Here is a 22085-nt window from a genome sequence, read left to right on the forward strand (position 1 = left end):
CGGCGAAGCGGCGGGGCGGCCCGGCATCCACCCGGGGCTTGTACCTCAGCTTTCGGGGTCGAAGCCGAACACGCGGAGTTCCTGCGGGCAGTGGCAGCCGACGGCGAACTTCGCCGCCCAGTCGAGCGCGGCGGCGCGGTCGGGCACTTCGAGCACGGTGAATCCGCCGTCGAGGCCGGTCGCGGCCGTGTCGGCGACGGTGCCGTCGCCGGCGACGGTGACGGGCGGGACGGATTCGTCGATGCCGCCGCCGAAGACCCACACGCCGGCGGCTTTCGCCTCGCGCACGACGGCGTGCGAGGAGGCCTCGACGGCGGGCAGTTCTTCAGCGGTGACATCCATCGCCGCGCTCGGGAATGAGATCAGGATCTTCATGGGGCGCCTCCTGGCATCCATCGGCGGCTGCGAACGGCGCAGGTCACGCCGAACCGCGCCTTCCTCGATTCTCATGCCGACCGGCCCTTTCGGATGCGGGTCGGCGGACGCACGGCACGCCGCCGGGCACGCCGAGCAGGCCGGGGGTGGATGCTGGAGGCGAGCGAAGGGGGCGCGCATGCCGCAGGAGTCAGCCGGCGTGCTGCTCGTGCGCCGCCCGCCCGCCGGCGGGGTCGAGCTGCTGCTCGGGCACATGGGCGGCCCGTTCTGGGCGCGTAAGGAGGCGCGCGCGTGGTCGCTGCCGAAGGGTCTCGTCGAGCCGGGCGAGGAGCCGCTCGCCGCCGCCCGCCGCGAGTTCGCGGAGGAGCTCGGCGTGCCCGTGCCAGAGGTGCCGCTCGCCGAGCTCGGCAGCTTCCGCTACGCCTCGGGCAAGACGATCCGGGTGTGGATCGCCGAAGCCGACCCCGGCATCGCCACCCCGGCCGGCAACGCCGTCACCCTCGAATGGCCGCCGCACTCCGGCCGCACAGCGAGCTTTCCCGAAATCGACCGCATCGGCTGGTTCGCCCCCGACGAGGCCCGCCGCCTGCTCGTCGCCGGGCAGGTTCCGGTGGTGGATGCTGCGGTGCGGTGGGCGGCGGGGCGGTAGTCGGCCGCGATGATGAGCTGGACCCGCATCCGAGGTTTGACCGCCGAGTACTGGGCCGACAGAGCACCCGATCTGGGGCTATCTGTGGGGCAACTCCCGACGCTACGGTACCGCTGATGACTGACGCGCAACACACCGCCCCCGCCGGTTGGTACCCGGATCCTGAAACCAAACACCTCAGGTGGTGGGACGGCACGCGGTGGGCCCAGTTCGCTCCCCCGACCTCGCAGCCGTATGCTCCACCGCCACCGTGGAAATCAACTGGGGCCGCGATCGCGCTCTGCTTGCTCCTCGGTGCCTTCGGCGCCGACCGTTTCTATCTACGCCATCCTGGCCAGGGTGTAACGATCATCATCCTGTGGTGGGTCGGATGGGCTCTGACTCCGGTCATGGTCGGCTGGGTGCCGGTCATCATCGCCGCTATCTGGATGCTTGTGAACCTCTTCACGATTCCCGACGACGTCAACCGGTTGAACACGGTCATCGCTGCCGAAGCTCACGAGCGACGACCTTGAGTCGGCGGCGCATAGGGCGGGCCCTCATCCGAGGTTCGCGAACGCCTTGGCAGCGGCGATGACCTTACGGGGTCCGTCGAACGGATCCTCCTCACGCAGCACTTGCGCCGGCGCAGTGTCACCCAGTGTCGGGTTCATCCTGGGGTGTGACACTTTCTGTTGACGGTTGTTACCAGGAAGTAGTTTCACGAGATGTCGTCGAGTCGTAGGAAGTTCACGGATGAGTTCAAGGCCGACGCGGTCCAGCTCGTCGTGCAGGGCAAGCGTGCGGTGGCGCAGGTCGCCAGGGAGTTGGGTATCAACGAGTCCTCGCTGGGGTACTGGGTCAAGGCGTACCGGCAGCAGCATCCTGATCCGCAGACCGCGCCGATGCCGGTCGATGCAGCACGGATCGCTCGTCTGGAGGCTGAGAATCGCCGGTTGATCGAGGAGAACGCGTTCTTGAAAAAAGCCGCGGCCTTCTTCGCCCGGGAACAGCGGTGAGCGTGAAGTTCACGCTGATCCACGCGGAGAAGGCCAACCACACGGTCGAGTTCATGGCCTCGATGCTCGGCGTTACTCGCGCCGGCTACTACGCGTGGGCGCGGCGGCAGGGCACGGCCTCGCCGGCGGCGACGCGACGAGCGGCCCTGTCGGAGCTGATCATGCAGATCCATCACGACTCGGCCCAGACCAGCGGGTTCCGGCGGGTAGTGGCCGAACTGGGCCGCCGCGGCATCCACGCGTCGGAAGGCCTGGTCCGGAGACTCATGCGTGAGGCGGGACTATTCGGCGTTCAGCCGCGTACGAGGAAGCGAACCACGATCCCCGCCGCTGACGCCGCCGAACGCCCCGATCTGCTTCGCCGCGACTTCACCGCCGATCACCCCGGGACCCGGTTGGTGGGCGATATCACCTACCTGCGTACCGGGCAGGGATGGCTGTACCTGGCCACCGTCATCGACTTGTTCAACCGTGAGGTCGTGGGTTGGTCGATGGCCGATCACATGCGCACCGAACTCGTCGCCGACGCCCTTCGCATGGCGCACGCGCACGGGCGTGTCGAGCACGGGGCGATCTTCCACAGCGACCGCGGCAGCGTCTACACCTCGCAGGCTTACGCCGACATCGCCGACAGTCTCGGAGTGCGCCTATCGGTCGGACGCACCGGGGTTTGCTGGGACAACGCCGTGGCCGAATCGTTCTTCAGCATGCTGAAGAACGAGATGTACCACCGGTACCACTTCACGACCCGAGCGCAGGCACGGTTCCACGTCATGCAGTACATCGAAGTGTTCTACAACCGTCGCAGATTGCACTCGAGCCTCGGATACCGCACCCCGGCCGAAGTCCGAGCCCAGCACGACCCTCAGACCGCGATCGCGGCCTGAACACCAAACAGACCGTCCACCGAAACTTGACACAGCCCAATCCGAGTTGCAGAATACCGCCCGCTTCCGTCTCGCAGGAGCGGTTCCAGCCAAGGTGCTCGCGGACATGCTCGGCTTCAGCGTCGCCACCTTCGAGAACTACGCCCGCCTCTCAGGAGGCACCCGCGGCGACTACCCGGCCCTCCGCTCGCGTTCCGGCCTGGCAGTTCGCGGCTGAGAGGATAAGAGCATGACCGCAACCATCCGATCCACGTTGCTTCGGCTGGGCAACGGTTCCAGCTAAGAGGGCTGTTATGGCCTACGATGACCCGCGTCTGGTGGACCTCTACGACGGCGACAACCCGGATGGTGATGATCACGCCTTCTACCGAGGTTTGGCCGAAAGCATTGACGCCCACCGCATCCTCGACCTGGGTTGCGGCACCGGCATGCTCACGGTCACTCTCGCGACCCCCGACCGGACAGTCGTCGGGGTCGACCCGTCCGAGGCCATGCTCGCCGTCGCGCGCAGTCGGCCGGGCGCGGAGCGCGTGCACTGGGTCCGAGGGGACAGCCGCCAGATCCACGGCGGAGAGTTCGACCTCGCGGTGATGACCGGCAACGTCGCCCAGCACATCCAAGACACCGACTGGCCTCAGACCTTGACCGATCTCCGGGCCGCGCTGCGGGCAGGGGGCACGCTCGCATTCGAGAGTCGCAACCCGGCACGTCGCGCCTGGGAGAGCTGGGCCGACCAGCCGGTGAGCGAGAGGGACACCCCGCACGGACGCCTCCGCGAATGGATGGAAGCAGCAGAACACCCGCGACAGCGAATCGCTATGCGCTTCCACAACCTCTTCGTCGAAACAGGGGAACACGTCATCGAAGACATGACATTGATCTTTCGCGGCCGCGACGAGATCGAGGTGGACCTTGCCGCACACGGGCTCGTGGTCGACGCCGTCTTCGGCGACTGGGCTGGAACACCTCTCCACGAGGGCGACCCGGTGATGGTGTTCCGCGCACACGCAGCCTGATGCCTCGGCCAGACCATACGCGACCAAGATCCTGCTGGCCGATGAGGCACACCGCGAAGACGCCGACGCTCCTGATCATCCAGCAGAAGGTGGTGGGCCGCCCCCGTCGTTAGGTCCGGACGGTGTGTGGGTTGTCGGGTTCGATTTGATGGGTGCATTGCCGAGCGTAGTCGACGGGTGCGAGGTACCCGAGCGATGAGTGCCGGCGGTCGTGGTTGTACTCGGTCTTCCAGTCGCCGATGATGACCTGGGCGTGCAGCAGCGAGTAGAAGCTGTTGATGTTCAGGCACTCGTCGCGGATCCGGCTGTTGAACGACTCGACGTAGCCGTTGCGCCAGGGCGACCCGGGCGGGATGTACGACAGGCCGGTGCGGGTGCCGGCCCAGTCGGCCATCGCCTCGCTGATGAACTCGGGCCCGTTGTCCGATCTGAGCACCGCGGGAGCGCCGCGGACGGCGACGAGGTCCTCGAGGTGGGTGGTAAGTCGGTCGGCGGTGATCGAGCGTTCCACGAGGCCGCCGATGCATTCCCGAGTGTGTTCGTCGACGATCGAGCAGATCTTGATCGTCCGGCCCTGCTCGTCGGCGTCGAACTGGAAGTCGACCGCCCACACCACGTTCGGTGCAGACGCGGCCGGCGCGTCCGCGGTCGATGACCCGACCCGTTTCCGGCGGCGCCGCTGCGGGACCCGCAGCCCTTCTTCGGCCCAGAGTCGTTGGATCTTCTTGTGGTTGACCGTCCAGCCCTCGGCGCGGGCGTCGTGGTACGCCCGCCGGTACCCCCACCTGGGGTGGACCTTCGCGTACTGGCGGAGCCAGTCCCGCAGCGCCCGGTCCGGGTCCGCGGTCGTGTCGCCCCTGAGTGGGCGACGGTACGCGGAGCGGCTCAGCCCGGCCAGACGGCACGCCATCCGCTCGCTCACCTGCAGCTTCCTGATCAGGTGAGCGACGGCGGCGCGGCGCCTGCCCGGGCCTAGAAGTTTCCCTCAGCCAGCTCCTTGAGCGCGGCCTTCTCCAGCTCGGCTTCGGCAAGCAACCGCTTCAACGTGGCGTTCTGCTTCTCGAGTTCCTTGAGCCGTTTCGCGTCGTCGGCCTTCAGGCCGCCGTACTGGTTCCGCCACCGGTAGTAGGTCTGCTCGGACACGCCGAGCTCCCGACACACCGCGGCGACATCTGCGCCGTCAGCGAGTATCCGGTCGGCCTGCCCGAGCTTGCGGACGACCTGCTCCGGGGTGTGCCGCTTCCTGCTGTTCGTCATGATAAGACCAGTCTCTCTGCCCGCAACCGCGGGCAACAGGACGACTCTCACAACGACCGGACCTACACAATGGGGTCAGCCCAGTGGCATCCCGCTCCTACTCTCAAGACGCGGCGACAGAGCCGAATAGTTCCTCGTCGAATAATGCACTTCCACCGGTACGACGGACAGCCAGGGGTAGCCCTCGAACGTCGCCTCGGCAGCCTCGGTGGCGGCGACGAATGCCGTCAGCGCTGCGAGCGTCTCGGCGAGCTCGGCGGATGTCGTGGGCAGCTTCGAACCGGTGGCCTGCTGCAGGACCGTGTCGTCGATCGCGGCGATCACGGCGGCGGGAGCGCATTCCACGGTTTCGTCGAGAGGCCGAGTTGCGCGTTGCTCGCCGCCTCCTGGCCGGCCGAGACATCCGCGAGGAACTTGGTGTTGCCGCCGTACGACACGGCCGAGCCGAGGCCCTGTTCGGCGAGCGCAACGCTGACGGAGGTGCCGTCGGCATTCGTCACTGCGGCGAGCAGGCGGCCGTAGCGGTCACGGCGGTCGGTGTCGTAGTCGAGCGTCACCGCGGCGCCCACGGGGGCGAGGCGGGAGAGTTCGTCGGTCGCCTCTTGGGCGAGGCATTCGCCCACATCTGTCCGCGTCGGCGCGGGATGTCGGAGCGCGGGATGAATGCGCCCGGCCAGAAGAGGTGGGCGGGCTTCTCGTCCTGGTGCGCATACAGGTACCGGTGCTCGTCTGGCGTCATGTGGCGTCGTCGGCCGCGGAATTTCGCGATCGGGATGAGGACGAGCATCACCATCGATGCGAGTCCGATGAGCGCGGAGAACCCTCCGAGCACAGGATCGGACGGCATCGCGAAGCTCACGCTGAAGGCGATGAGCGTGCCGGCGAGTGTGCGGTTGTCACGGAGGAATGCGGTTCGGGAAGTCGATTTGGGCAAGGCAGTACCAGGGGAAGGAAGTAGTGGGGTTTCGGAGCGCGCGTGAGGGCGCGCTCGTGGCAGAGCGCCGAGTCGGCCTTAGCAGAGGATTCCTCACTCTATGGATGCCACGATGGCACCCTTATACCCCCACCAGCCGCGCGAGCATCGGCTCGCCGACGATCGGAATGCCGTAGTCGCGGGCTTTGCGGGCCTTGCCGGAGAGTGAGTCGGGGTCGGCGGCGACGACGAGTTTCACGCGCTTCGTCACGGCGGGGCGGGGCACGTATCCGGCTGCGGTCAGGCGTTCGAACCAGATTTCGCGAGCGAGGCTCATTTCGCCGGTGAGCACGATGTGGTCACCGGGCGCGAGCGAGAACGACGGCTGGTCAGAAGGGGCGGCGGCACCGGCATCCACCGGCGAAGGGGAAGCGGGAGCCTGCATGGCGGCGACGAGCCGCGCATCGCTCACCGAGAGCAGCTTGACGACGGATGCCAGGTCGGCGATCTCGTCGGCGGTGAGCACTCCGTCGGCCCAGGCGACCCGGGCGAGGTCGTCGAAGTAGCGTTCGTGGAGGGTGAGGCAGGTGTTGCGGGAGATGCCGAGGGTTTCGGCGGCGTCGACGAGGGCTTCAGCTTCGTGCGCGGAGATGTGGCGGTCGAGCAGGCAGCGGTCGAGCAGCGCGAGGTAGTCCTGGTGTTCGGCGGGGCCGGCGTGCTCGGGCAGTTTCGCGGTGATGCGTTCGAGGAAGCGCTCGCCGGCGGTCGGTGCGGTGCCCCGGGCGATCCAAGCCGCGGAGGGGGCGGCGGGCCAGGGCATCCACTCGACGGATGATGCGTGGTCGATGCGGCCGAGCCAGAACTCGGCGTCGGCCAGCTGCAGGTATTCGCCGAGGAGGCGCGCGGTGGCGGCCGCATCGACACTGGCCCGGTGGGCTCCGTCGAGGTCGATGTCGAACGCCGCGCAGCAGTCGGCGAGGGAACGGCCGGCTCCGGGGATCAGCTCGCGCGCGAGCCGCATCGTGCAGAGCCCCAGCTCGGCGAGCTCGGGCGCCGCATAGCCGGCCCGCCGCAGCTCCGCATCGAGGAACCGCAGGTCGAAGCTCGCGTTGTGCGCGACGATCACCCGCCCGGCGAGCAGCTCGATGAGCCGCCCGGCGACCTGCTCGAACCGCGGCGCGTGCATGACATCGGCGCCGCGGATGCCGTGGATGCGTTCCGCCCCGACGTCGCGGCCGGGGTTCACGAGCGTCTCCCACTCCCCCGTGATGCGGCCGGCCTCGTTCACATGGACGACGGCAACCTCGACCACACGATCGCTGCCGCCGGGCATGAGCCCGGTCGTCTCGAAGTCGATGACGGCGAATCCGGGCATGAGGGTCCTTCGGGTAGGGGGCAGAGCAAGGCTACGTCGGGTGTGGATGCCGGAGCGCGCCCCAGTTTTGGGGTGCGGCCAGATGAGATCAGAACTGTCTCGGTCGCGGATCTGTTCCAGACCTCTCGCGAGAACATCACGATGCACGTGCGCAACGTGTTCGATGAGGGCGAGCTCGACCGGGCGGCAACCCACAAGGATTTCTTACAGGTTCGCCAGGAGGGCGACCGCACAGGTCAAGTCCCGTGGAGTGGTGTAGCGCGGTGTCCTTCGAGTTGAGGGGTTAGGGCGTGTCTCCTAACCTGTGGGCGAGGTTGGCGGCAGGCTTGGAGGTGTGTCGCGGACCTCTTCTCTCTCGGATGCTGCCTGGGCTCGGATCGAGCCGTTGATGCCGGTCGCCTCGCGTAAGGGTGGTCGGCCGTTTCAGGATCATCGCCGAGTGGTCGAGGGGATCGTGTGGCGGTTCCGGACGGGGTCGCCGTGGCGTGATCTGCCGGCCGAGTTCGGGCCGTGGCAAACCGTGTGGAAACGGCATCGACGCTTCAGCGCCGATGGCACCTGGGACCGGATCTATGCGGCGATCCTCGCCGACGCGGACGCTGCAGGCGAGATCGACTGGGCCATCAGCGTGGACTCCACGGTCAACCGTGCGCATCAGCACGCGACGAACCTCCCGCGCGACGCAGGGGGGTCTATCGAGTTACAAGAACCATATTGATGGATGCCGTCGCCCTGGCGGCATAACCCCCGGACTCAAACAAAAGCTCAGCAGACCCCACCGGCCTCATCCGCCTTGACAAATTCCGCGCCGGCATCCTGCGGATGCTCGCGAACAGGGTCCCACCGCCGATCTGCTCTCGCCCTCGGGACACGAGATCGTCCCCTCGTCCGCTGAGCACGCAGAGGAGACGTTCGGCCGTCAGGCCTCGACGGAGGCCCGCTTCGTCGTGTTCCTCGTGCTCCGCCAGAGCAGACCGGTGATTACGGCCGCGAGTGCCATCGCACCGCCGAAGACGAGGATCGCCGCGGAGAACTCGCCGGTGAGATCCTTGATCCATCCCGTGACCTGCGGTCCGAGATATCCGCCGATGTTGCCGAGGCCGTTGATCAGCCCGAAGCCCGCGGCCAGGGCGGCACCGGCGAGGAACGAGCTCGGCATGGTGATGAAGACCGCCATCGCACTGTAGATGCCGATCGCCGCGACGCAGAACGCGGCCACGGCCACGGCCGGCGTGTGCACGGTGAGCGCGGCGACCGCGAAACCCAGCGCGGCGACGCACGCGGCGGCGACGAAGTGCCCCGGACGCTCACCGGTCTTGTCGGAGTGACGGTTCCACAAGACCATCGGCACGATCGCCACGAGCGACGGCAGCGCCGCGACCCAGCCGATCGCGGGCGACGGGAAGCCGAGCGCCGCGAGCATCTGCGGGAACCAGATCTGCAGGCCGTTCAGAGAGAACGTCACGCAGATGAAGACCGAGATGAGCACCCAGACGCGGGCGGCTCGGATGCCGGCGCTGAAATTGTGAGCGGTGTGCGCGTTCTGTGCGTCCTCCTGATCGATCACGCCCTGCAGCCATTCGCGCTCGGCGGGCTCGAGGAACTTCGCCTCGCGGGGAGTGTTGCGGATCACGGCGTAGAAGATGATTCCCATCGCCACCGCCGGGATGCCGGTGAGGATGAACAGCCAGCGCCACCCGGAGAGGCCGCCCAGGCCGTCGAAGGAATCGAGGATGCCTGTTAGAAGCGGGGTGAGGAGCCCGGAGAGACAGATGAACGAGACGATCCACGACATCGCGACGCCGCGACGAGCCGCCGGGAACCAGCGGGAGACGAAGTAGAGCATCCCCGGGGAGAACCCGGCCTCGGCGAAGCCGAGGAGGACGCGCGCGATGATGAGCCAGAACTCGTTCGACACCGCTGCCGTGGCGATCGTCACGAGTCCCCAGGTGATCATGATCCGGGAGATCCAGACCCGCGTGCCGATCCGGGTGAGGATGTAGTTCGAGAAAGGCTCGCAGAGCGTGTAACTCCAGAAGTAGACCCCCGCGGCGAACCCGAAGGCGGATGCCGAGATCGCCAGTTCGTCGTTCATCTGCAGCGCCGCGACGCCGATGTTCGTGCGGTCCAGATAGAGGATGATGTAGCAGATGCCGATGAACGGCAGCAGGCGCCTTGTGACCTTCTTCAAGACAGCGGACTCGCTGATCGCGGACCGCGCTGACGTGGCGTTCTTCGCTGACACGCCGATCTCCTTCGTTCGGTGAAGCGCCGCGACTATGCGACGATCCCAGGTTCCGCCGGTGCCATCCAGATCACCATCGGAATGTCCCGTTGTTCGGAACCTTTCGTGCTTGGTTCAGCCGCGTCCGACGAGAGGCATCGCGGAAGCGGTGACCGTGAGCGACAGGACGTTCGCCGCGGGCGGCAACGAGGCCATAAACACGAGTGCGCGAGCCGCATCCGCCGCATCGAACAGTGGCTCCGCGCGCACCGAGCCGTCGGCCTGCCTGGAACCCGTCGACATCTCCCTCGTCATCGTCGTGGCGGCGTTGCCGATGTCGAGCTGGCCCACCGCGATGCCGTGCGCGCGTCCGTCCAGGGCGAGCGCCTTCGTGAGCCCCGTGATCGCATGCTTGCTCACGGTGTAGGCCGTCGCCCAGGGCCTCGGGACGTGCGCCGAGACCGATCCGTTGTTGATGATCCGTCCGCCCGGGGGCGACTGCGCACGCATCAGCCGCCAGGCGGCCCTCGCGCAGAGCACCGCTCCCCCGAGGTTCACTTCCCAGGTCGCCCGGAGGTCGGCGAACTCCGTCTCATCGATCTCGCCCTGCGGGCCGAAGACCCCGGCGTTGTTGACGAGCACGTCGAGGCGCCCGAAGCGTCGCGCGACCGCGGCGAAAGCGACCTCGACCTCGACCTCGTCGGTAACGTCCGCGCTGAGCGCGAGGGAGCGGGACGGGTCGAGGGTCGCGATCGTCTCTGTCACCGCGTCGAGTCGACGTCCCAGTGCGACGACCCGGAACCCCGCAGCGGACAGCGCCCGGACGAACTCGCGCCCGAGCCCGGACCCGCCGCCGGTGACGACCGCGACGCGGTCGGTGTCAGTGGTTGTCACCGTGCACCTCCGATCCACGGCGACCCCGCAGGAAGTCGAAGTCGGCGCCGGTGTCGGCCTGGGTGACGTGCGCCCGGTACAGCGCGGCGTATCCCCCGCCGTCCTCGATCTCGGCGGAGGTGGCCGTTGCCCGTCGGCGCTCGAGCTCCTCGGCATCCACGAGCAGCTCGAGCCGCCGCGCCGGGACGTCGAGGGCGATGAGGTCGCCCTCCCTGACGAGTCCGAGCGGCCCGCCGACAGCGGCCTCGGGAGCGACGTGGAGGACGACGGTGCCGAAGGCGGTCCCGCTCATCCGCGCATCCGAGATCCGCACCATGTCCCGCACACCCTGGCGGAGGAGATGCGGCGGCAGCGGAAGGTTGCCCAGCTCCGGCATCCCCGGATAGCCGCGCGGCCCTGCGCCTCGCAGGACGAGAACGGAGTCCACGGTGATGCCGTCGCCCGTGACGTAGCGGCGCTCGAGGTCATCCATGCTCTCGAAGACCACCGCCGGCCCCGTGTGCACGAGCAGTTCGGGACTCGCGGCCGAGGCCTTGATCACGGCGCCGTCCGGTGCGAGATTGCCGTGCAGCACGGCGAGGGTCGGGGCCGGCACGACGGGACGATCCAGGTCGCGCACCACCTCATCATCCCACCGCTCCGCGAGAGCTGCCCGCTCGCGCACGGTGCCGACGACCGTCAGCGCATCGCCATGTAGAGCGTCGCGGAGCACCTGCATGACCGCAGGGATCCCACCCGCCTCGAAGAAGTCCTCCATGAGGAAGCGGCCCGAGGGCTGCACGTCGACGATGGCGGGGATGCCGGCGGCGATGTGGTCGAGCTCGGCGAGCTCGAGGGGAATGTCCAGCCGACCGGCGAGCGCCAGCAGGTGCACGATCGCGTTAGTGGACCCGGCCAGGGCCGCGTTGACGATGACCGCGTTCTCGATCGCCTGCCGCGTCACGATGTCACTCATCCTCACGCCCTCGCGGACGAGTTCGACGACGCGCCTCCCCGAGTCATGGGCGAGCACGCGACGACGGGAGTCGACCGCCGGCAGAGCGGCGTTGCCCGGCAGCCCGAGCCCGAGCGACTCGACGATCGACGCCATGGTGGATGCCGTTCCCATCGTGTTGCAGTGTCCGGCGCTGCGCGACATGCACGACTCTGAGCGTCGGAACTCCGCCACGCTCATGCTGCCCGCCCTGACCTCCTCGCTCAGACGGAACACGTCGGTGCCCGAGCCGAGAGGCCGGCCGCGCATCCTCCCGGTAAGCATCGGGCCACCGGAGACGACGATCGTGGGCAGATCGACGGATGCCGCACCCATGAGCAGCGCCGGTGTCGTCTTGTCGCATCCGCAGAGCAGCACGACGCCGTCGAGCGGGTTCGCTCTGATCGACTCCTCCACGTCCATGGACACGAGGTTCCGATAGAGCATCGTGGTGGGACGGACGATCGTCTCCCCCAGCGACATCACCGGGAACTCGACGGGGAGTCCGCCCGCCTCGTACACACCGCGCTTCACGAACTCCGCGATCTCGCGGAAGTGCCCGTTGCAGGGGGTGAGGTCCGAGAAAGTCTGACAGATGCCGATCACAGGGCGCCCGTTGAACATCCGGTCCGGGTGCCCCTGGTTCTTCATCCACGAGCGATGGATGAAACCGTTGACGCCCTCGCCCTCGAACCAGTCGGACGAACGATGGCGCTCGCGTTCCTCGTCGCTCATCAGCGGACCCTCCTCTTCACGTACCACAGCTCTCTCGTCTCGTCGACCGTGGCCGGCCGATGCCCGAGCGCACGCACGAGACGCACGGCCTGCTCGACCAGCTCGAGGTTGGAGCGCGGTGCGCCGTCCTCATCGAACGGGTGGTCCTCCACGCCCACGCGGATGTGTCCGCCGAGGATCACCGCCTGCGCGAGCGCTGCCCAGGGAGTGCGCCCGCCCACCGACACCGAGAACACGGCGGATCCTGGCAGGGAGTCGACCATGTGCGAGAGGAGCGCGGGCGACCAGCGGACCGCGTTCGTGAACACGCCGTCGATGTCGAGGCAGATGTTCACGATCGGCGGCCGTCCGTCATCGATGTCGGCGAGGAGTTCGGGGACGTCCCTGGTCAGCTGGGCCGGGTTGAAGACCTCCCACTCCGGGCGGGCCCCCGCGGCTGCGATGCGGGCGGAGAGCTCGCGGGCACGGGACGGCGGAGTGTTCATCAGGACCTCCTCGCCGTCGATCGACGCCCACGCCGTGATCGCGTCCAGGGTGACGATCTCGGCTCCTCCGTCGACGGCGGCGAGACGTTGCGGCCAGGAAATCTCGCTCATGCCGTCGCCGAGCGGCGCGCGCATCGGGACGGACACTCCGCCACCGCTCGAGTTGTTCAGCACGACGTCTGTGCGGGCGCGGACGAGGTGGTTCACCCGGCGATAGAGCTCGGGATCGCAGGCGGCGAGATCGTCGGCCGTCCGCACATGCAGCGCCGCCGCCGAGGCACCGACCTCCACGCACGCGGCGACGTCGGCGGCGATGTCCTCTGGCTGAGTCGGGACAGAGGGGTGCTCGCGTCTCGTCAGCATCCCTCCGGTCGGGGCGACCGTGATGATCACGGGCCTCATTCCGGCACCGCCGCCGAGAAGAACCACGCCACCGCCAGTGCTCCGGGATCCACGACCCCGCGCGCGTGCTCGCCGACGTAGCTCGAGCGACCGCGCCGTCCGAGCAGCTCCCTCGTCGACTCCGCGCCCGCCGCGGACTCGCGGGCCGCGCGCCGGAGCGACGCGTCGAGGTCGCCGCCGCTGTCGAAGGAGAGCACGGCCGGTGCCATCGCGTCGACCATCGTGTTGTCTCCGACCGCGGCTCCCGCAGCCGAGACTATCGCATCCAGCCCTCGTCGAGCGGCCTCGGCAACGTCCCCCGCCTGCACCGGATCGGACACCTGACGCGCGAACGCGCGGAACCAGAGACCGAACAGCGGCCCGCTCGTCCCGCCGGTCGCCCGGAACGCCGTCACGAGGGCGGCGAAGCCTCCGGCCCCTGCGATCATCGCGTGGCGGGCGCCCGTGGCCGCGCGCCGGAGATTGTCACCGAAGTCGCCGTCGCCGGCCAGGCGGTCCAGACGAGTGAGCTCTTCGTGCCCGTCCTCGATCCGATCGAGGAAGGCGGCCACCCAGCCGTCGACCGTCACCATGACAGTGCCGCCGTCCGCACGGGTGCGTCCCAGAGTTCGAGATCGAGATCGTCATCGCCCAGCCGCAGCAGCGTGATCGAGACCCCCTGCATGTCCAGGGCGGTGACCAGGTTGCCGGTCAGACTGCGTACGACGCCCACGCCCCTTGCGCCCAGACTCCGTCGGAGGTAGGCGTTCGCGGCTTCGAGCTGCAGTGCCGGTGTCCCGCCGAGCCCGTTCACGAGTGCGATCGCCTCGTCGCCGGATGCCAGCCCTGTCGCCTCGTAGAGACGCGCGACCAGAAGATCGATCAGCGCGGATCCGTCGCCCTCCCAGGCGATCTCCTCGCCGCGCTCGCCGTGGATGCCGACGCCGAACTCGACCGAGCCGGTGGGCAGGACGAACGATTCGTCGTTCTGCCCAGGCAGAGTGGCCGAACGGAAGGCGACTGCGAGGCTGCGCGCACGGTCGGCTGCAGAACGCGCGATGCGCGCGACGTCAGCGAGGGGCAGGCCGCGGGCGGCCGCGGCACCCGCGAGCTTCTCGACGAGGAGGGTCGCTCCGGTACCGCGGCGCCCAGGCCCCTGTGCGCTCTCGGTGGCGATGTCGTCGGCGACGACCACCACCTCGACGGCGCGCCCTGCATCCTCGGCGTTCTCGGCCGCGAACCGGAAGTTCAGCACGTCGCCGGTGTAGTTTTTCACGATCAGGACCACGCCCGCCCCTCGGTCCACGCTCTCGATCGCCGCCAGGACCTGCGCCGTGGTGGGGCTCGCGAACACCTGCCCCGGTACCGCCGCGTCAAGCATGCCCGGCCCGACGAGACCGAGGTGCAGGGGCTCGTGCCCCGACCCTCCGCCGGACACGACGGCCACCGTCGCGTCACCGGGGGCCGGGCGACGATGCACGTGCAGCGGCTCCTCGACGAGGATCAGAGCCCCTCTGCTCTCGGCGATCGCGCCCTCCACCGCGTCATGCACGAGCCGTGCGGGGTCATCGTGGATCTGCATCATCTGCTCCTTTCTGAACGCCGTGCGACAACAGAGTGCGGATCGCCTCGGGCACGGACATGCCGACGCGAATCCCTTTGTGCGAGGCGACCTCGTTCACCGTCGACAGCACGCCCTCGTGCCAGGTGCTGAGACCGTCGCTGATCTCGGCGCTGTCGTGCGACACCGCCATGCCGGAGATGCCGGCGTCGTCGAGCATCGGGAGTCCGGCCACTCCGGCCCGGTCCTTGCCGATCCCGGCGTCGTTGAGGACGACGGCATGGCAGCCCGCCTCGATCGCCGCCTTGCCTGACTCGCGGCCGCCGTTGGACCCGGCGATGATGACGCGCCCACGGTCACCGCTGTCGATCTGGGAGGCGCTGTCGAGAGCGACGACCTCACGGCCGTCGATCACGGCCACCGTGCGACGGATCATGCGTCCACTTTTCTCGTCCGGATCCCCGCCGCGATCGCGGTGACCGCTTCCTGCGTCGTCTGGCCGAGGAGCACACCGCATAGAGAGGCGCACCGGTTGGCGTAGCTGACCACGCCGTTCTCCCAGACGTCGTCACCGTCGCCTATGCGCGCGCTGACGTGGGAGATCCCGACGCCCGGAACGTCGACCTCGTCCAGATCACGCAATCCCGCGATCCCGGCGTCATTGCGCCCGATGCCCGCGTCGCTCGTGAGGAGCGCGGCGTAACCGTATCGCCGTGCGTACTCGCCGGCGCTGCGCCCGCCGTGGGAGCCGCACACGACGATCGTCCCGACGTGCTCAGTGGTGCCGAACGCCACAGAGTCAGCGACCAGTACACGGAGGCCGTCGATCACTCCCGCCGTACGAATCGACGCGATGGACTTCAGGATGTCGCTCATGCCGCAACCTCCGGGGCGAGCAGCGCGCGGACCTGATCCGGTTGCGCGGGAGACCGCCCGTGCCGGCGCCCGATGCGCACGACCTCGGCCACGAGTTCGGCGTTCGCCGGACCGCCTCTCCCTGCATGCGGGTGGTCGCCGAGTCCGATCGCGACGTGGCCTCCGGCGGCGATCACATCGTCGGCGAGATCGAGGACGTCACCGCGATGCGCCGATACCATCCACTCGACCTCGTCCTCGGCGGGAAGCAGCGCCCGATGCGCGGCGAGGCCCCCCGAAGTCGCGGGGTGCGCGGCGGGGAACTCGGAACCGCCGTGCACGAGGAGGGCGAGCTGCCGTCCCGGCAGCCGTCCCGCGGATCGGTGGACGTGGAAGGCCCTGCTCCAGGACGCCCCGAACGTCACGGAGAGCACGGGGACACCTCGGGTACGTGCTTCGGTCAGGAACCGGAGCTGCGACGCAGTGGTGGTCGTGAAGACCCTGTCGGTGCTGCGGAAGTCCCCGGTCTCCGGATCGACGGCGTCGAAGTTCGCGGTACCGAACTCGGCCACGAGGAAGTCCGCGTGTGCAGCCCCGTGCCCGTGCTCGTCGGCTAGCGACCATGCCGCCAGGCGCTCCTCGTCGGTCGCCCCCGGACGGTTCAGCAGACCGGGCGCGACGAGGATGTCCGATGCCGCATGCACCGCGGAGATCATCCGCACCATCGCCTCGGGAGAGACGTCGGCGCTCCCGTCCGGCGCACGAGGGTGCGCATGCACGATCGATGCACCGGCGGCACGGCAGTGCGCGGCATCCCGGGCGATCTCCTCGTCCGTGAACGGGACGTGGGGGTTCTCCGACCGGTCGGCGCCTTCGTTCTGCTGAACACAGATGATGAGGTCGTTCATGATTCCTCCTCCGGAAGCTGCCAGCCCGCCTGGACGGACTGGCCGCCGTCCACGGCCCAGGTCTGCCCCGTGACGAACGACCCGCCGTCGCCGAGCAGGAACTCGACGACCTCCGCGATCTCCACGGGCTGTCCCAGGCGCCCGAGGGGCACGCTGGCGAGCACGGCGTCGCGCAGGGCCGGTGATTGCACGCTGCGCAGCAGCGGGGTCTCGGTCGATCCCGGTGCGACCGCGTTGACGCGTATTCTCCGCGACGCGAGATCGAAGGCGAGGGCCCTCGTCAACGCCATCACCGCGCCCTTCGACGCGGAGTACGCCGCGCGGTGCGGCGCCGCGAGGATCCCGCTGACCGAGGCGACCGTGACGATGGACCCGCCGCCGCGACGCGCCATCACCCGAGCCGCTGCCTGTGCGGCGAGGAAGGTGCCCGTGACGTTGACGTCGAGGACACGACGGAACTCCACCGCCGGCATCTCCAGGGCGTCCTCGACGCGGATGATCCCCGCGCAGGTGACGAGTCCCCGCACCGGGCCGACCCCGCCGTCGATGCGCTCGATCGCACCGGCGACCGCGTCGGCATCGGTGACGTCGGCGAGGTGATGGACCGCCGGGTCGGCTCCGGGGCCCGCGAGGTCGATCCCGACGACGACCCTGCCGCGGGAGCGCAGGTGCGCGACCGTCGCAGCGCCGATCCCCGATGCCGCGCCGGTGACGACGACGACTCCGTCGCGTCTCATCGCAGCAGCTCCGCCATGTCGCGCACGGGGTCCGCACCGTCCCAGTCCTCCGATGCAGCGGCGACCGCCGCGAACAGGGCGGCCTTGCGTCCCCGGGTCTCGGAAATCTCGACGATCGGAGCCGTCGAGCCCGGCACCTCGAAGTACGCGAACCGTTCATCGGGACCGCCACTGCCGGACCGGCCGGACTGCACGAGCCGGAGGCCGCGTGCGCGCACGAGTGCGACGGCCTGATCGAACTCCTGCGTCCAGTGGGCCACGTGCTGCAGGCCCACTCCCGAGGTCCTCCGGTACTCGGCGAACGCGCTGGGATGCTCGTCCAACGGCTGGATGAGCTCGATCTGAATGCCGCCGCTCTGCGCGAGCGCGACCGCGATCCGGGCCTCGCTCGGCGCTCCACGGTGTGTGAAGCCGACGAGCGGCTGCTCCGCAATGCGGAAGAACGGACCGATGCCGAGCCGGTCGGTCCAGTTGCGGATCGCGTCGTCGAGATCCGCAACGACGAATCCGTTCTGCCTGATGGCACCGAGTGCCGTGTTCATGCCCCACTCCTCCTGTCCAGCGGTGCGCACGGCACCGGGTGCGATGCGCCCGTCATCGGGCGGCGAACTCGACCGCGATGTCGAGCAGCAGATCCTCCTGCCCTCCGACGTATCCGCGTCTGCCCGCCTCGGCGAGCAGCTCGTGGGTCGGGACGCCGTGGTCGGCGCCGATCCGCTCGGCGTGCAGCAGGAACGACGAGTACACGCCGGCGTACCCCTGCACGATCGCCGCACGATCGGCCCGAGGGAGCCGGCCGACGAGCTCGGGGAGCCGGTCGGCGATCGCGAGGATGCCGTCCAGATCGACGTGCGTGATGAGACCGGCGCGCTCGAAGACGGCCACGAGCTGCTCCGTCGGGGAGTTTCCCGCACCGGCGCCCAGCCCGCAGAGGGTGCCGTCGATCTGGCGGGCCCCGGCACGCGCAGCCGCGAGGCTGTTCGCGACACCGACGCCCAGGTTGAGATGCGCGTGCATGCCCACCTGCGCGTCGTCGCCCAGCTCCTGCAGGAGCGCGTCGACCCGGTCGGTCACCTGATGAGGCAGCAGCGCGCCCGCGGAGTCGACGACGTAGATGCACTGGCAGCCGGCATCCGCCATGATGCGGGCCTGCGCTGCCAGCTCGGCCGGCGCCGCACGATGAGCGAGCATGAGGAAGCCCGCGGTCTCCAGCCCGATCTCGCGGGCGATGGTGAAGTGCTGCACCGACACGTCCGCCTCGGTGCAGTGCGTCGCGACCCGGACGATCTGCGCGCCCGCGGACGCCGCCTCGCGCATGCGCTCGACAGTGCCGATCCCCGGTACCAGCAGAGTCGCGATCCGTGTGCGGGACGCCGCCTCCGCCGCCCTCTCGATGAGGCGGAGCTCGTCGGTGCCACTCATGCCGTAGGCGAATGACGACCCGCCGAGTCCGTCGCCGTGGCTCACCTCCGCCACGGGCACTCCAGCGTCGTCAAGACCCCGGATGACGGCCTCGACCTGATCGACGGTGAAGCGATGACGTACGGCGTGGCTGCCGTCACGGAGTGTCGTATCGGTGAGGCGGATCCCGTCGAAGTCAGGCAGCGGTCGGGCGGTCATCGGAGGGCTCCCTCGAGTCGCTCGGCGAACAGATGACCGACACGAGCGGCGGCCGCCGTCATGATGTCGAGGTTGCCGGCCCAGGGCGGGAGGAAGTCGCCGTTGCCTTCAACCTCGAGCATCACGGTGACCCGTGCCGCCCCGTTCCACTCCTCGCGGGGCGCGTCGAACCTCGGGGCGGACACGAGTCGGTAGCCGGGCACGTAGTGCGCGACTCGGGCGACCGCGCGCTCGACCGATGCAGTGATCGCTGCGGTATCGGCGTCGGCGTCGAGCGCGCAGAACACGGTGTCGCGCATGAGCATCTCGGGCCGGACGGGGTTGAGCACCACGATCGCCTTCCCCTTCGCGGCGCCACCGACCTCGGCAATCGCCCGAGAGGTCGTGTGCGTGAACTCGTCGATGTTCGCCCGGGTGCCCGGACCCGCCGATCGCGAGGAGATCGACGCAACGATCTCGGCGTAGGCGACCGGGGTCACGGACGACACCGCATGCACGATCGGGATCGTCGCCTGCCCGCCGCACGTGATCATGTTCACGTTCGGCGCGTCGAGGTACTCACCCGCGTTCACCGCAGGGCAGAGGAACGGACCAACGGCCGCGGGGGTCAGATCGATCGTCCTGACCCCCGCCTCTGCGAGACGGGGCGCGTGCACCTCGTGGGTCGCCGCCGAGGTCGCATCGAAGACGATGTCGGGCAGCTCGTCCTGAGCGAGCAGCCAGTCGACCCCTTCGTGACTCGTCTCGACTCCGAGCGCCCGCGCGCGGGCCAGACCCTCGGACTCCGGATCGATCCCGATCAGATGCCGGAGTTCCAGGGCGTCGTCCCTGAGCAGTTTCATCATCAGGTCCGTGCCGATGTTGCCGGAGCCGACGATCGCCGCCATTGCTGCCATGTGAGTGACCTCTCTGTCTTGTCCACTCTTGACAGTGCCCGGCAGGTGGTCCCACGATCAACGCATGAGTCCCGTTCATCGGAACACCGAAGAGGTATCGTCCCTCGGCAGATCGGTGCAGATCCTTCGCGCGTTCCTCCGTCCTACCCGGCACATGACCGTCGAGGAGCTGGTCCGGCGCACCGACCTGCCCAAGACGACAGTGCATCGGCTCGTCGCCGAGCTCATCCGTCTGGGCATGCTCGAACGAGGACCCTCCGGGCTGCAACTGGGGACCGTCGTGTTCGAGCTCGGCGAAGCGGCGCCCCAGTCCAGATCACTGCGGCAGGCGGCGCGGCGTACCCTCACGGATCTCAGCCACGCGACCAATCAGAACGTGGGGCTGGCGGTCCTCGACGGGGGCGAAGTGGTGTACCTCGACACCTACATCGGACGCGACGCGCCGCAGATCCCCCAACGGGGTGGCATGCGATGGCCGGCGCACGCAAGCTGCTCCGGAAAGGCGCTGCTCGCGTTCGCAGACGACGACGTGGCTGACGAAGCCCTCGCGCGGCCGCGGAGAACGCTCACGGACTTCACGATCACCGGGGACGATGAACTCCGCACGGAGCTGGAGGAGATCCGGCGACGGGGCGCTGCTTTCGATCGCCAGGAGTCGTTCCTCACCGTCTCGGGCGTGGCGGTGCCGGTCTTCGACGCCAACGGCGATGTCGTCGCCGCCGTGTCGATCTCCGGGCTCAGCGGCCGCATCAACCTCCCCCGTTTCGACATTGCCCTGAAGGCGGCGGCGCTGACCATCTCCCGCGCATACGCCGCCGCATGAGCGGCCGGGCATAAGAACATGGGAGAAGCAGGTCTTCCGCGAGGTCCTGCTCCCCGTCAGACGAGCTCGAACAATGTCGCAGGCCCGGGATGACGGCGACGCAGTCGTGGCACCTTCCGCCGATCGATCCCAGTAACCGCGTCCGGCCTGGCCCCTGCGTGTCAGGGTTGGGTGAGTCCACCGGTTCATTGCAAGTCCGCCTCGCGGGGCGAGCTGAAGGATCACCCTGTTTCGATGAGTTCGAGTTCCCCGGTCGCGCTGGTCGCCGACGATGAAGTCGTGAGTGCACCCTCGAGTCCCGACGGCCCGACACGTCGCCGTTCGTTCACACCGGGCCAGAAGCTGAAGTACCTGACCGAGTACGAGACCGCGTGCGAGACGGGCCAGGGGGCGGCGTACCTGCGCCGGCAGGGCCTGTATTCCTCGCTGATTTCGGAGTGGCGCAAGCAGCGCGATGCGGGCCTGTTCGAAGGCAAGAACCCGAGCCAAGAGGGCGTGCCGCGTGCCAGCGCCGCCCGTGCAGAAGCCAGACGCCGCCGACCCGACCCGGAACCCGCACCATCCCGCCCGGCGCCGGTGAACAAGCTGTCCGACGCGGAGCGAGCCGCAGTGCTGGCAGTGCTGAACAGTGACGAGTTCGTCGACAAGCCGCCGTTGCAGAACTACGCGATCCTCCTCGAACGCGGCCGGTACATCGGCTCGGTCGCGACGATGTACCGGGTGCTGGCCGAGAACGCACAGGTCCGGAAACGTCGCCGGCTCGCCACGCACCCCCCGCAAGGTGCCCGAACTGATCGCCACCGGCCCCGGGCAGGTCTACTCGTGGGACATCACGAAACTCGCCGGCCCCACCCGGGGCGTTTACTACGACGCGTACGTGATGATCGACATCTTCTCCCGCCACATCGTCGGCGCCGTCGTCCACTCCTGTGAGGACGGGCTGCTCGCCAAGGAGATGATCCAAGACGCGTTCGGGCTGCACGGCACCCCGCAGGTCGTGCACTCCGACGGCGGCCCGTCGATGACGTCGAAGACCGTGAAGACCGTGAAGACCGTGAAGACCGTGAAGACCGTGAAGACCGTGAAGACCGTGAAGACCGTGAAGACCGTGAAGACGTTACTCACCGACCTCGGCGTCGTCAGGTCCAGGCCCCGCCCGCACGTCAGTAATGACAACCCATACTCGGAAGCGCGGTTCAAGACGATGAAGTACCTGCCCGTCGTCCCCGTCCGATTCGTCTCTCTGCCGCACGCCCGGCAGTTCCTGGACGAGTTCGTGCACGCCTACAACCATCACCACCGCCACACCGGGATCGGGATGCACACCCCCGCCGATGCCCACCACGGTCACGCCGATGCGATCGAGCCTGACCGTGATGCCGCCCTCGAAACTGCCCGCCGCGCCCACCCGGAGCGGTTCACCAGCCGGCGTCGGGCCAGCCCCAAGATTCTCGACCGCGACCCGGCCACGTGGATCAACCAACCACCAGTCGACGAGCTACAGCTCGCCGCCTGACACTCAC

Annotated in this window: 24 protein-coding genes and 1 pseudogene; 7 read left to right on the forward strand and 18 right to left on the reverse strand. The window is 68.7% G+C overall.

Going from position 1 to position 22085, the window contains the following annotated elements; all coding sequences use genetic code 11:
* Nucleotides 1–45 precede the first annotated feature (45 nt).
* A complete protein-coding gene (locus tag G127AT_RS05415; protein WP_244857756.1) occupies nt 46–375 on the reverse strand; it encodes a YciI family protein in 330 nt (109 codons plus the stop codon).
* A 178-nt stretch (nt 376–553) separates the two neighbouring features.
* Here G127AT_RS05415 and G127AT_RS05420 point away from each other — a divergent pair, with 178 nt between their 5' ends.
* The 4 genes from G127AT_RS05420 to G127AT_RS05435 all read left to right on the forward strand — a co-directional run bounded on the left by G127AT_RS05420 (nt 554) and on the right by G127AT_RS05435 (nt 3925).
* A complete protein-coding gene (locus tag G127AT_RS05420; RefSeq protein ID WP_210900825.1) occupies nt 554–1024 on the forward strand; it encodes an NUDIX hydrolase in 471 nt (156 codons plus the stop codon).
* Nucleotides 1025–1140: 116 nt separating this feature from the next.
* Nucleotides 1141–1539, forward strand: a complete 399-nt coding sequence (locus G127AT_RS05425; protein ID WP_210900827.1) for an NINE protein — start codon at nt 1141–1143, stop codon at nt 1537–1539.
* 192 nt (nt 1540–1731) lie between these two features.
* Nucleotides 1732–2909, forward strand: a protein-coding gene (locus G127AT_RS05430) for an IS3 family transposase (protein ID WP_425305886.1) whose coding sequence is annotated in 2 segments (ribosomal slippage) — nt 1732–1990 and nt 1990–2909 — 1179 coding nt in all. Because the reading frame shifts where the segments join, the coding sequence is not laid out codon by codon here.
* Between the two features lie 293 nt (nt 2910–3202).
* Nucleotides 3203–3925, forward strand: coding sequence for a class I SAM-dependent methyltransferase (locus tag G127AT_RS05435; RefSeq protein ID WP_210900831.1), 723 nt, complete (start codon nt 3203–3205; stop codon nt 3923–3925).
* Nucleotides 3926–4034: 109 nt separating this feature from the next.
* On the opposite strand, the gene G127AT_RS05440 is transcribed toward G127AT_RS05435, so the two are convergent.
* The 4 genes from G127AT_RS05440 to G127AT_RS05455 form a co-directional block, all read right to left on the reverse strand.
* A protein-coding gene (locus tag G127AT_RS05440) for an IS3 family transposase (protein WP_210900833.1) occupies nt 4035–5182 on the reverse strand; the annotation gives its coding sequence in 2 pieces (ribosomal slippage) (nt 4035–4912 and nt 4912–5182; 1149 coding nt in all).
* A gap of 75 nt (nt 5183–5257) precedes the next feature.
* On the reverse strand, nt 5258–5506 hold the full coding sequence (locus G127AT_RS05445) for a hypothetical protein (RefSeq protein WP_210900834.1): 249 nt from the start codon (nt 5504–5506) through the stop codon (nt 5258–5260).
* Nucleotides 5503–5805 (reverse strand): thermonuclease family protein, encoded by a 303-nt coding sequence (locus G127AT_RS05450; protein ID WP_210900836.1) that lies wholly within the window; start codon nt 5803–5805, stop codon nt 5503–5505. The genes G127AT_RS05445 and G127AT_RS05450 overlap by 4 nt, the downstream gene beginning before the upstream one ends.
* A 432-nt stretch (nt 5806–6237) precedes the next feature.
* Nucleotides 6238–7470 (reverse strand): exonuclease domain-containing protein, encoded by a 1233-nt coding sequence (locus tag G127AT_RS05455; protein ID WP_210900838.1) that lies wholly within the window; start codon nt 7468–7470, stop codon nt 6238–6240.
* A 334-nt stretch (nt 7471–7804) separates the two neighbouring features.
* Between G127AT_RS05455 and G127AT_RS05460 the strand changes: the two are divergent.
* A pseudogene (locus tag G127AT_RS05460) lies at nt 7805–8149 on the forward strand (IS5 family transposase); the annotation flags it as partial.
* A 240-nt stretch (nt 8150–8389) separates the two neighbouring features.
* On the opposite strand, the gene G127AT_RS05465 reads toward G127AT_RS05460, so the two are convergent.
* The 13 genes from G127AT_RS05465 to G127AT_RS05520 all read right to left on the reverse strand — a co-directional run bounded on the left by G127AT_RS05465 (nt 8390) and on the right by G127AT_RS05520 (nt 19739).
* Entirely contained in the window at nt 8390–9715 is a 1326-nt protein-coding gene (locus G127AT_RS05465) for an MFS transporter (RefSeq protein WP_210900843.1), read from the reverse strand.
* Nucleotides 9716–9829: 114 nt separating this feature from the next.
* Nucleotides 9830–10588: an SDR family oxidoreductase gene (locus G127AT_RS05470; RefSeq protein ID WP_244857757.1), complete on the reverse strand. Its 759-nt coding sequence runs from the start codon at nt 10586–10588 to the stop codon at nt 9830–9832.
* Nucleotides 10575–12296 carry an IlvD/Edd family dehydratase gene (locus G127AT_RS16030; protein ID WP_244857758.1) on the reverse strand — a complete coding sequence of 574 codons (1722 nt, stop codon included), beginning with the start codon at nt 12294–12296 and terminating at the stop codon, nt 10575–10577. Before G127AT_RS16030 ends, G127AT_RS05470 begins: the two co-directional genes overlap by 14 nt.
* Nucleotides 12296–13174, reverse strand: coding sequence for a beta-keto acid cleavage family enzyme (locus G127AT_RS05475; RefSeq protein ID WP_210900847.1), 879 nt, complete (start codon nt 13172–13174; stop codon nt 12296–12298). The genes G127AT_RS16030 and G127AT_RS05475 overlap by 1 nt, the downstream gene beginning before the upstream one ends.
* Nucleotides 13175–13179: 5 nt before the next feature.
* Entirely contained in the window at nt 13180–13755 is a 576-nt protein-coding gene (locus tag G127AT_RS05480) for a DAK2 domain-containing protein (RefSeq protein WP_210900849.1), read from the reverse strand.
* Nucleotides 13749–14744, reverse strand: a complete 996-nt coding sequence (locus G127AT_RS05485) for a dihydroxyacetone kinase subunit DhaK (protein WP_244857759.1) — start codon at nt 14742–14744, stop codon at nt 13749–13751. The genes G127AT_RS05480 and G127AT_RS05485 overlap by 7 nt, the downstream gene beginning before the upstream one ends.
* Entirely contained in the window at nt 14728–15159 is a 432-nt protein-coding gene (locus G127AT_RS05490; RefSeq protein WP_210900853.1) for a hypothetical protein, read from the reverse strand. The genes G127AT_RS05485 and G127AT_RS05490 overlap by 17 nt, the downstream gene beginning before the upstream one ends.
* Complete coding sequence (locus G127AT_RS05495) at nt 15156–15599, reverse strand: hypothetical protein (RefSeq protein ID WP_210900856.1); 444 nt, start codon at nt 15597–15599, stop codon at nt 15156–15158. The genes G127AT_RS05490 and G127AT_RS05495 overlap by 4 nt, the downstream gene beginning before the upstream one ends.
* Entirely contained in the window at nt 15596–16486 is an 891-nt protein-coding gene (locus G127AT_RS05500) for a 3-keto-5-aminohexanoate cleavage protein (RefSeq protein WP_210900858.1), read from the reverse strand. The genes G127AT_RS05495 and G127AT_RS05500 overlap by 4 nt, the downstream gene beginning before the upstream one ends.
* On the reverse strand, nt 16483–17223 hold the full coding sequence (locus tag G127AT_RS05505; protein WP_210900860.1) for an SDR family NAD(P)-dependent oxidoreductase: 741 nt from the start codon (nt 17221–17223) through the stop codon (nt 16483–16485). The genes G127AT_RS05500 and G127AT_RS05505 overlap by 4 nt, the downstream gene beginning before the upstream one ends.
* Nucleotides 17220–17765 (reverse strand): VOC family protein, encoded by a 546-nt coding sequence (locus G127AT_RS05510; protein WP_210900862.1) that lies wholly within the window; start codon nt 17763–17765, stop codon nt 17220–17222. The genes G127AT_RS05505 and G127AT_RS05510 overlap by 4 nt, the downstream gene beginning before the upstream one ends.
* Before the next feature lie 52 nt (nt 17766–17817).
* On the reverse strand, nt 17818–18843 hold the full coding sequence (gene dmpG, locus G127AT_RS05515; protein ID WP_210900864.1) for a 4-hydroxy-2-oxovalerate aldolase: 1026 nt from the start codon (nt 18841–18843) through the stop codon (nt 17818–17820).
* Nucleotides 18840–19739 (reverse strand): acetaldehyde dehydrogenase (acetylating), encoded by a 900-nt coding sequence (locus tag G127AT_RS05520; RefSeq protein ID WP_210900866.1) that lies wholly within the window; start codon nt 19737–19739, stop codon nt 18840–18842. Before G127AT_RS05520 ends, dmpG begins: the two co-directional genes overlap by 4 nt.
* 64 nt (nt 19740–19803) lie before the next feature.
* Here G127AT_RS05520 and G127AT_RS05525 point away from each other — a divergent pair, with 64 nt between their 5' ends.
* Both G127AT_RS05525 and G127AT_RS05530 read left to right on the forward strand, forming a co-directional pair.
* On the forward strand, nt 19804–20562 hold the full coding sequence (locus G127AT_RS05525; RefSeq protein WP_425305887.1) for an IclR family transcriptional regulator: 759 nt from the start codon (nt 19804–19806) through the stop codon (nt 20560–20562).
* A 234-nt stretch (nt 20563–20796) separates the two neighbouring features.
* A protein-coding gene (locus tag G127AT_RS05530) for a DDE-type integrase/transposase/recombinase (RefSeq protein ID WP_425305898.1) occupies nt 20797–22078 on the forward strand; the annotation gives its coding sequence in 2 pieces (ribosomal slippage) (nt 20797–21335 and nt 21334–22078; 1284 coding nt in all).
* The last annotated feature ends 7 nt before the right edge of the window (nt 22079–22085 follow it).

The sequence above is a fragment of the Agromyces archimandritae genome (assembly GCF_018024495.1).
GTDB lineage: Bacteria > Actinomycetota > Actinomycetes > Actinomycetales > Microbacteriaceae > Agromyces > Agromyces archimandritae.

Coding starts and splice junctions, on each gene's coding strand:
- G127AT_RS05480 (WP_210900849.1), bottom strand. CDS start 13,755: ATGGTGACGGTCGACGGCTGGGTGGCCGCCTTCCTCGATCGGATCGAG.
- dmpG (WP_210900864.1), bottom strand. CDS start 18,843: ATGACCGCCCGACCGCTGCCTGACTTCGACGGGATCCGCCTCACCGAT.
- G127AT_RS05455 (WP_210900838.1), bottom strand. CDS start 7,470: ATGCCCGGATTCGCCGTCATCGACTTCGAGACGACCGGGCTCATGCCC.
- G127AT_RS05495 (WP_210900856.1), bottom strand. CDS start 15,599: ATGAGCGACATCCTGAAGTCCATCGCGTCGATTCGTACGGCGGGAGTG.
- G127AT_RS05485 (WP_244857759.1), bottom strand. CDS start 14,744: ATGCAGATCCACGATGACCCCGCACGGCTCGTGCATGACGCGGTGGAG.
- G127AT_RS05435 (WP_210900831.1), top strand. CDS start 3,203: ATGGCCTACGATGACCCGCGTCTGGTGGACCTCTACGACGGCGACAAC.
- G127AT_RS16030 (WP_244857758.1), bottom strand. CDS start 12,296: ATGAGCGACGAGGAACGCGAGCGCCATCGTTCGTCCGACTGGTTCGAG.
- G127AT_RS05500 (WP_210900858.1), bottom strand. CDS start 16,486: ATGAACGACCTCATCATCTGTGTTCAGCAGAACGAAGGCGCCGACCGG.
- G127AT_RS05520 (WP_210900866.1), bottom strand. CDS start 19,739: ATGGCAGCAATGGCGGCGATCGTCGGCTCCGGCAACATCGGCACGGAC.
- G127AT_RS05525 (WP_425305887.1), top strand. CDS start 19,804: ATGAGTCCCGTTCATCGGAACACCGAAGAGGTATCGTCCCTCGGCAGA.
- G127AT_RS05510 (WP_210900862.1), bottom strand. CDS start 17,765: ATGAACACGGCACTCGGTGCCATCAGGCAGAACGGATTCGTCGTTGCG.
- G127AT_RS05505 (WP_210900860.1), bottom strand. CDS start 17,223: ATGAGACGCGACGGAGTCGTCGTCGTCACCGGCGCGGCATCGGGGATC.
- G127AT_RS05415 (WP_244857756.1), bottom strand. CDS start 375: ATGAAGATCCTGATCTCATTCCCGAGCGCGGCGATGGATGTCACCGCT.
- G127AT_RS05425 (WP_210900827.1), top strand. CDS start 1,141: ATGACTGACGCGCAACACACCGCCCCCGCCGGTTGGTACCCGGATCCT.
- G127AT_RS05490 (WP_210900853.1), bottom strand. CDS start 15,159: ATGATCCGTCGCACGGTGGCCGTGATCGACGGCCGTGAGGTCGTCGCT.
- G127AT_RS05420 (WP_210900825.1), top strand. CDS start 554: ATGCCGCAGGAGTCAGCCGGCGTGCTGCTCGTGCGCCGCCCGCCCGCC.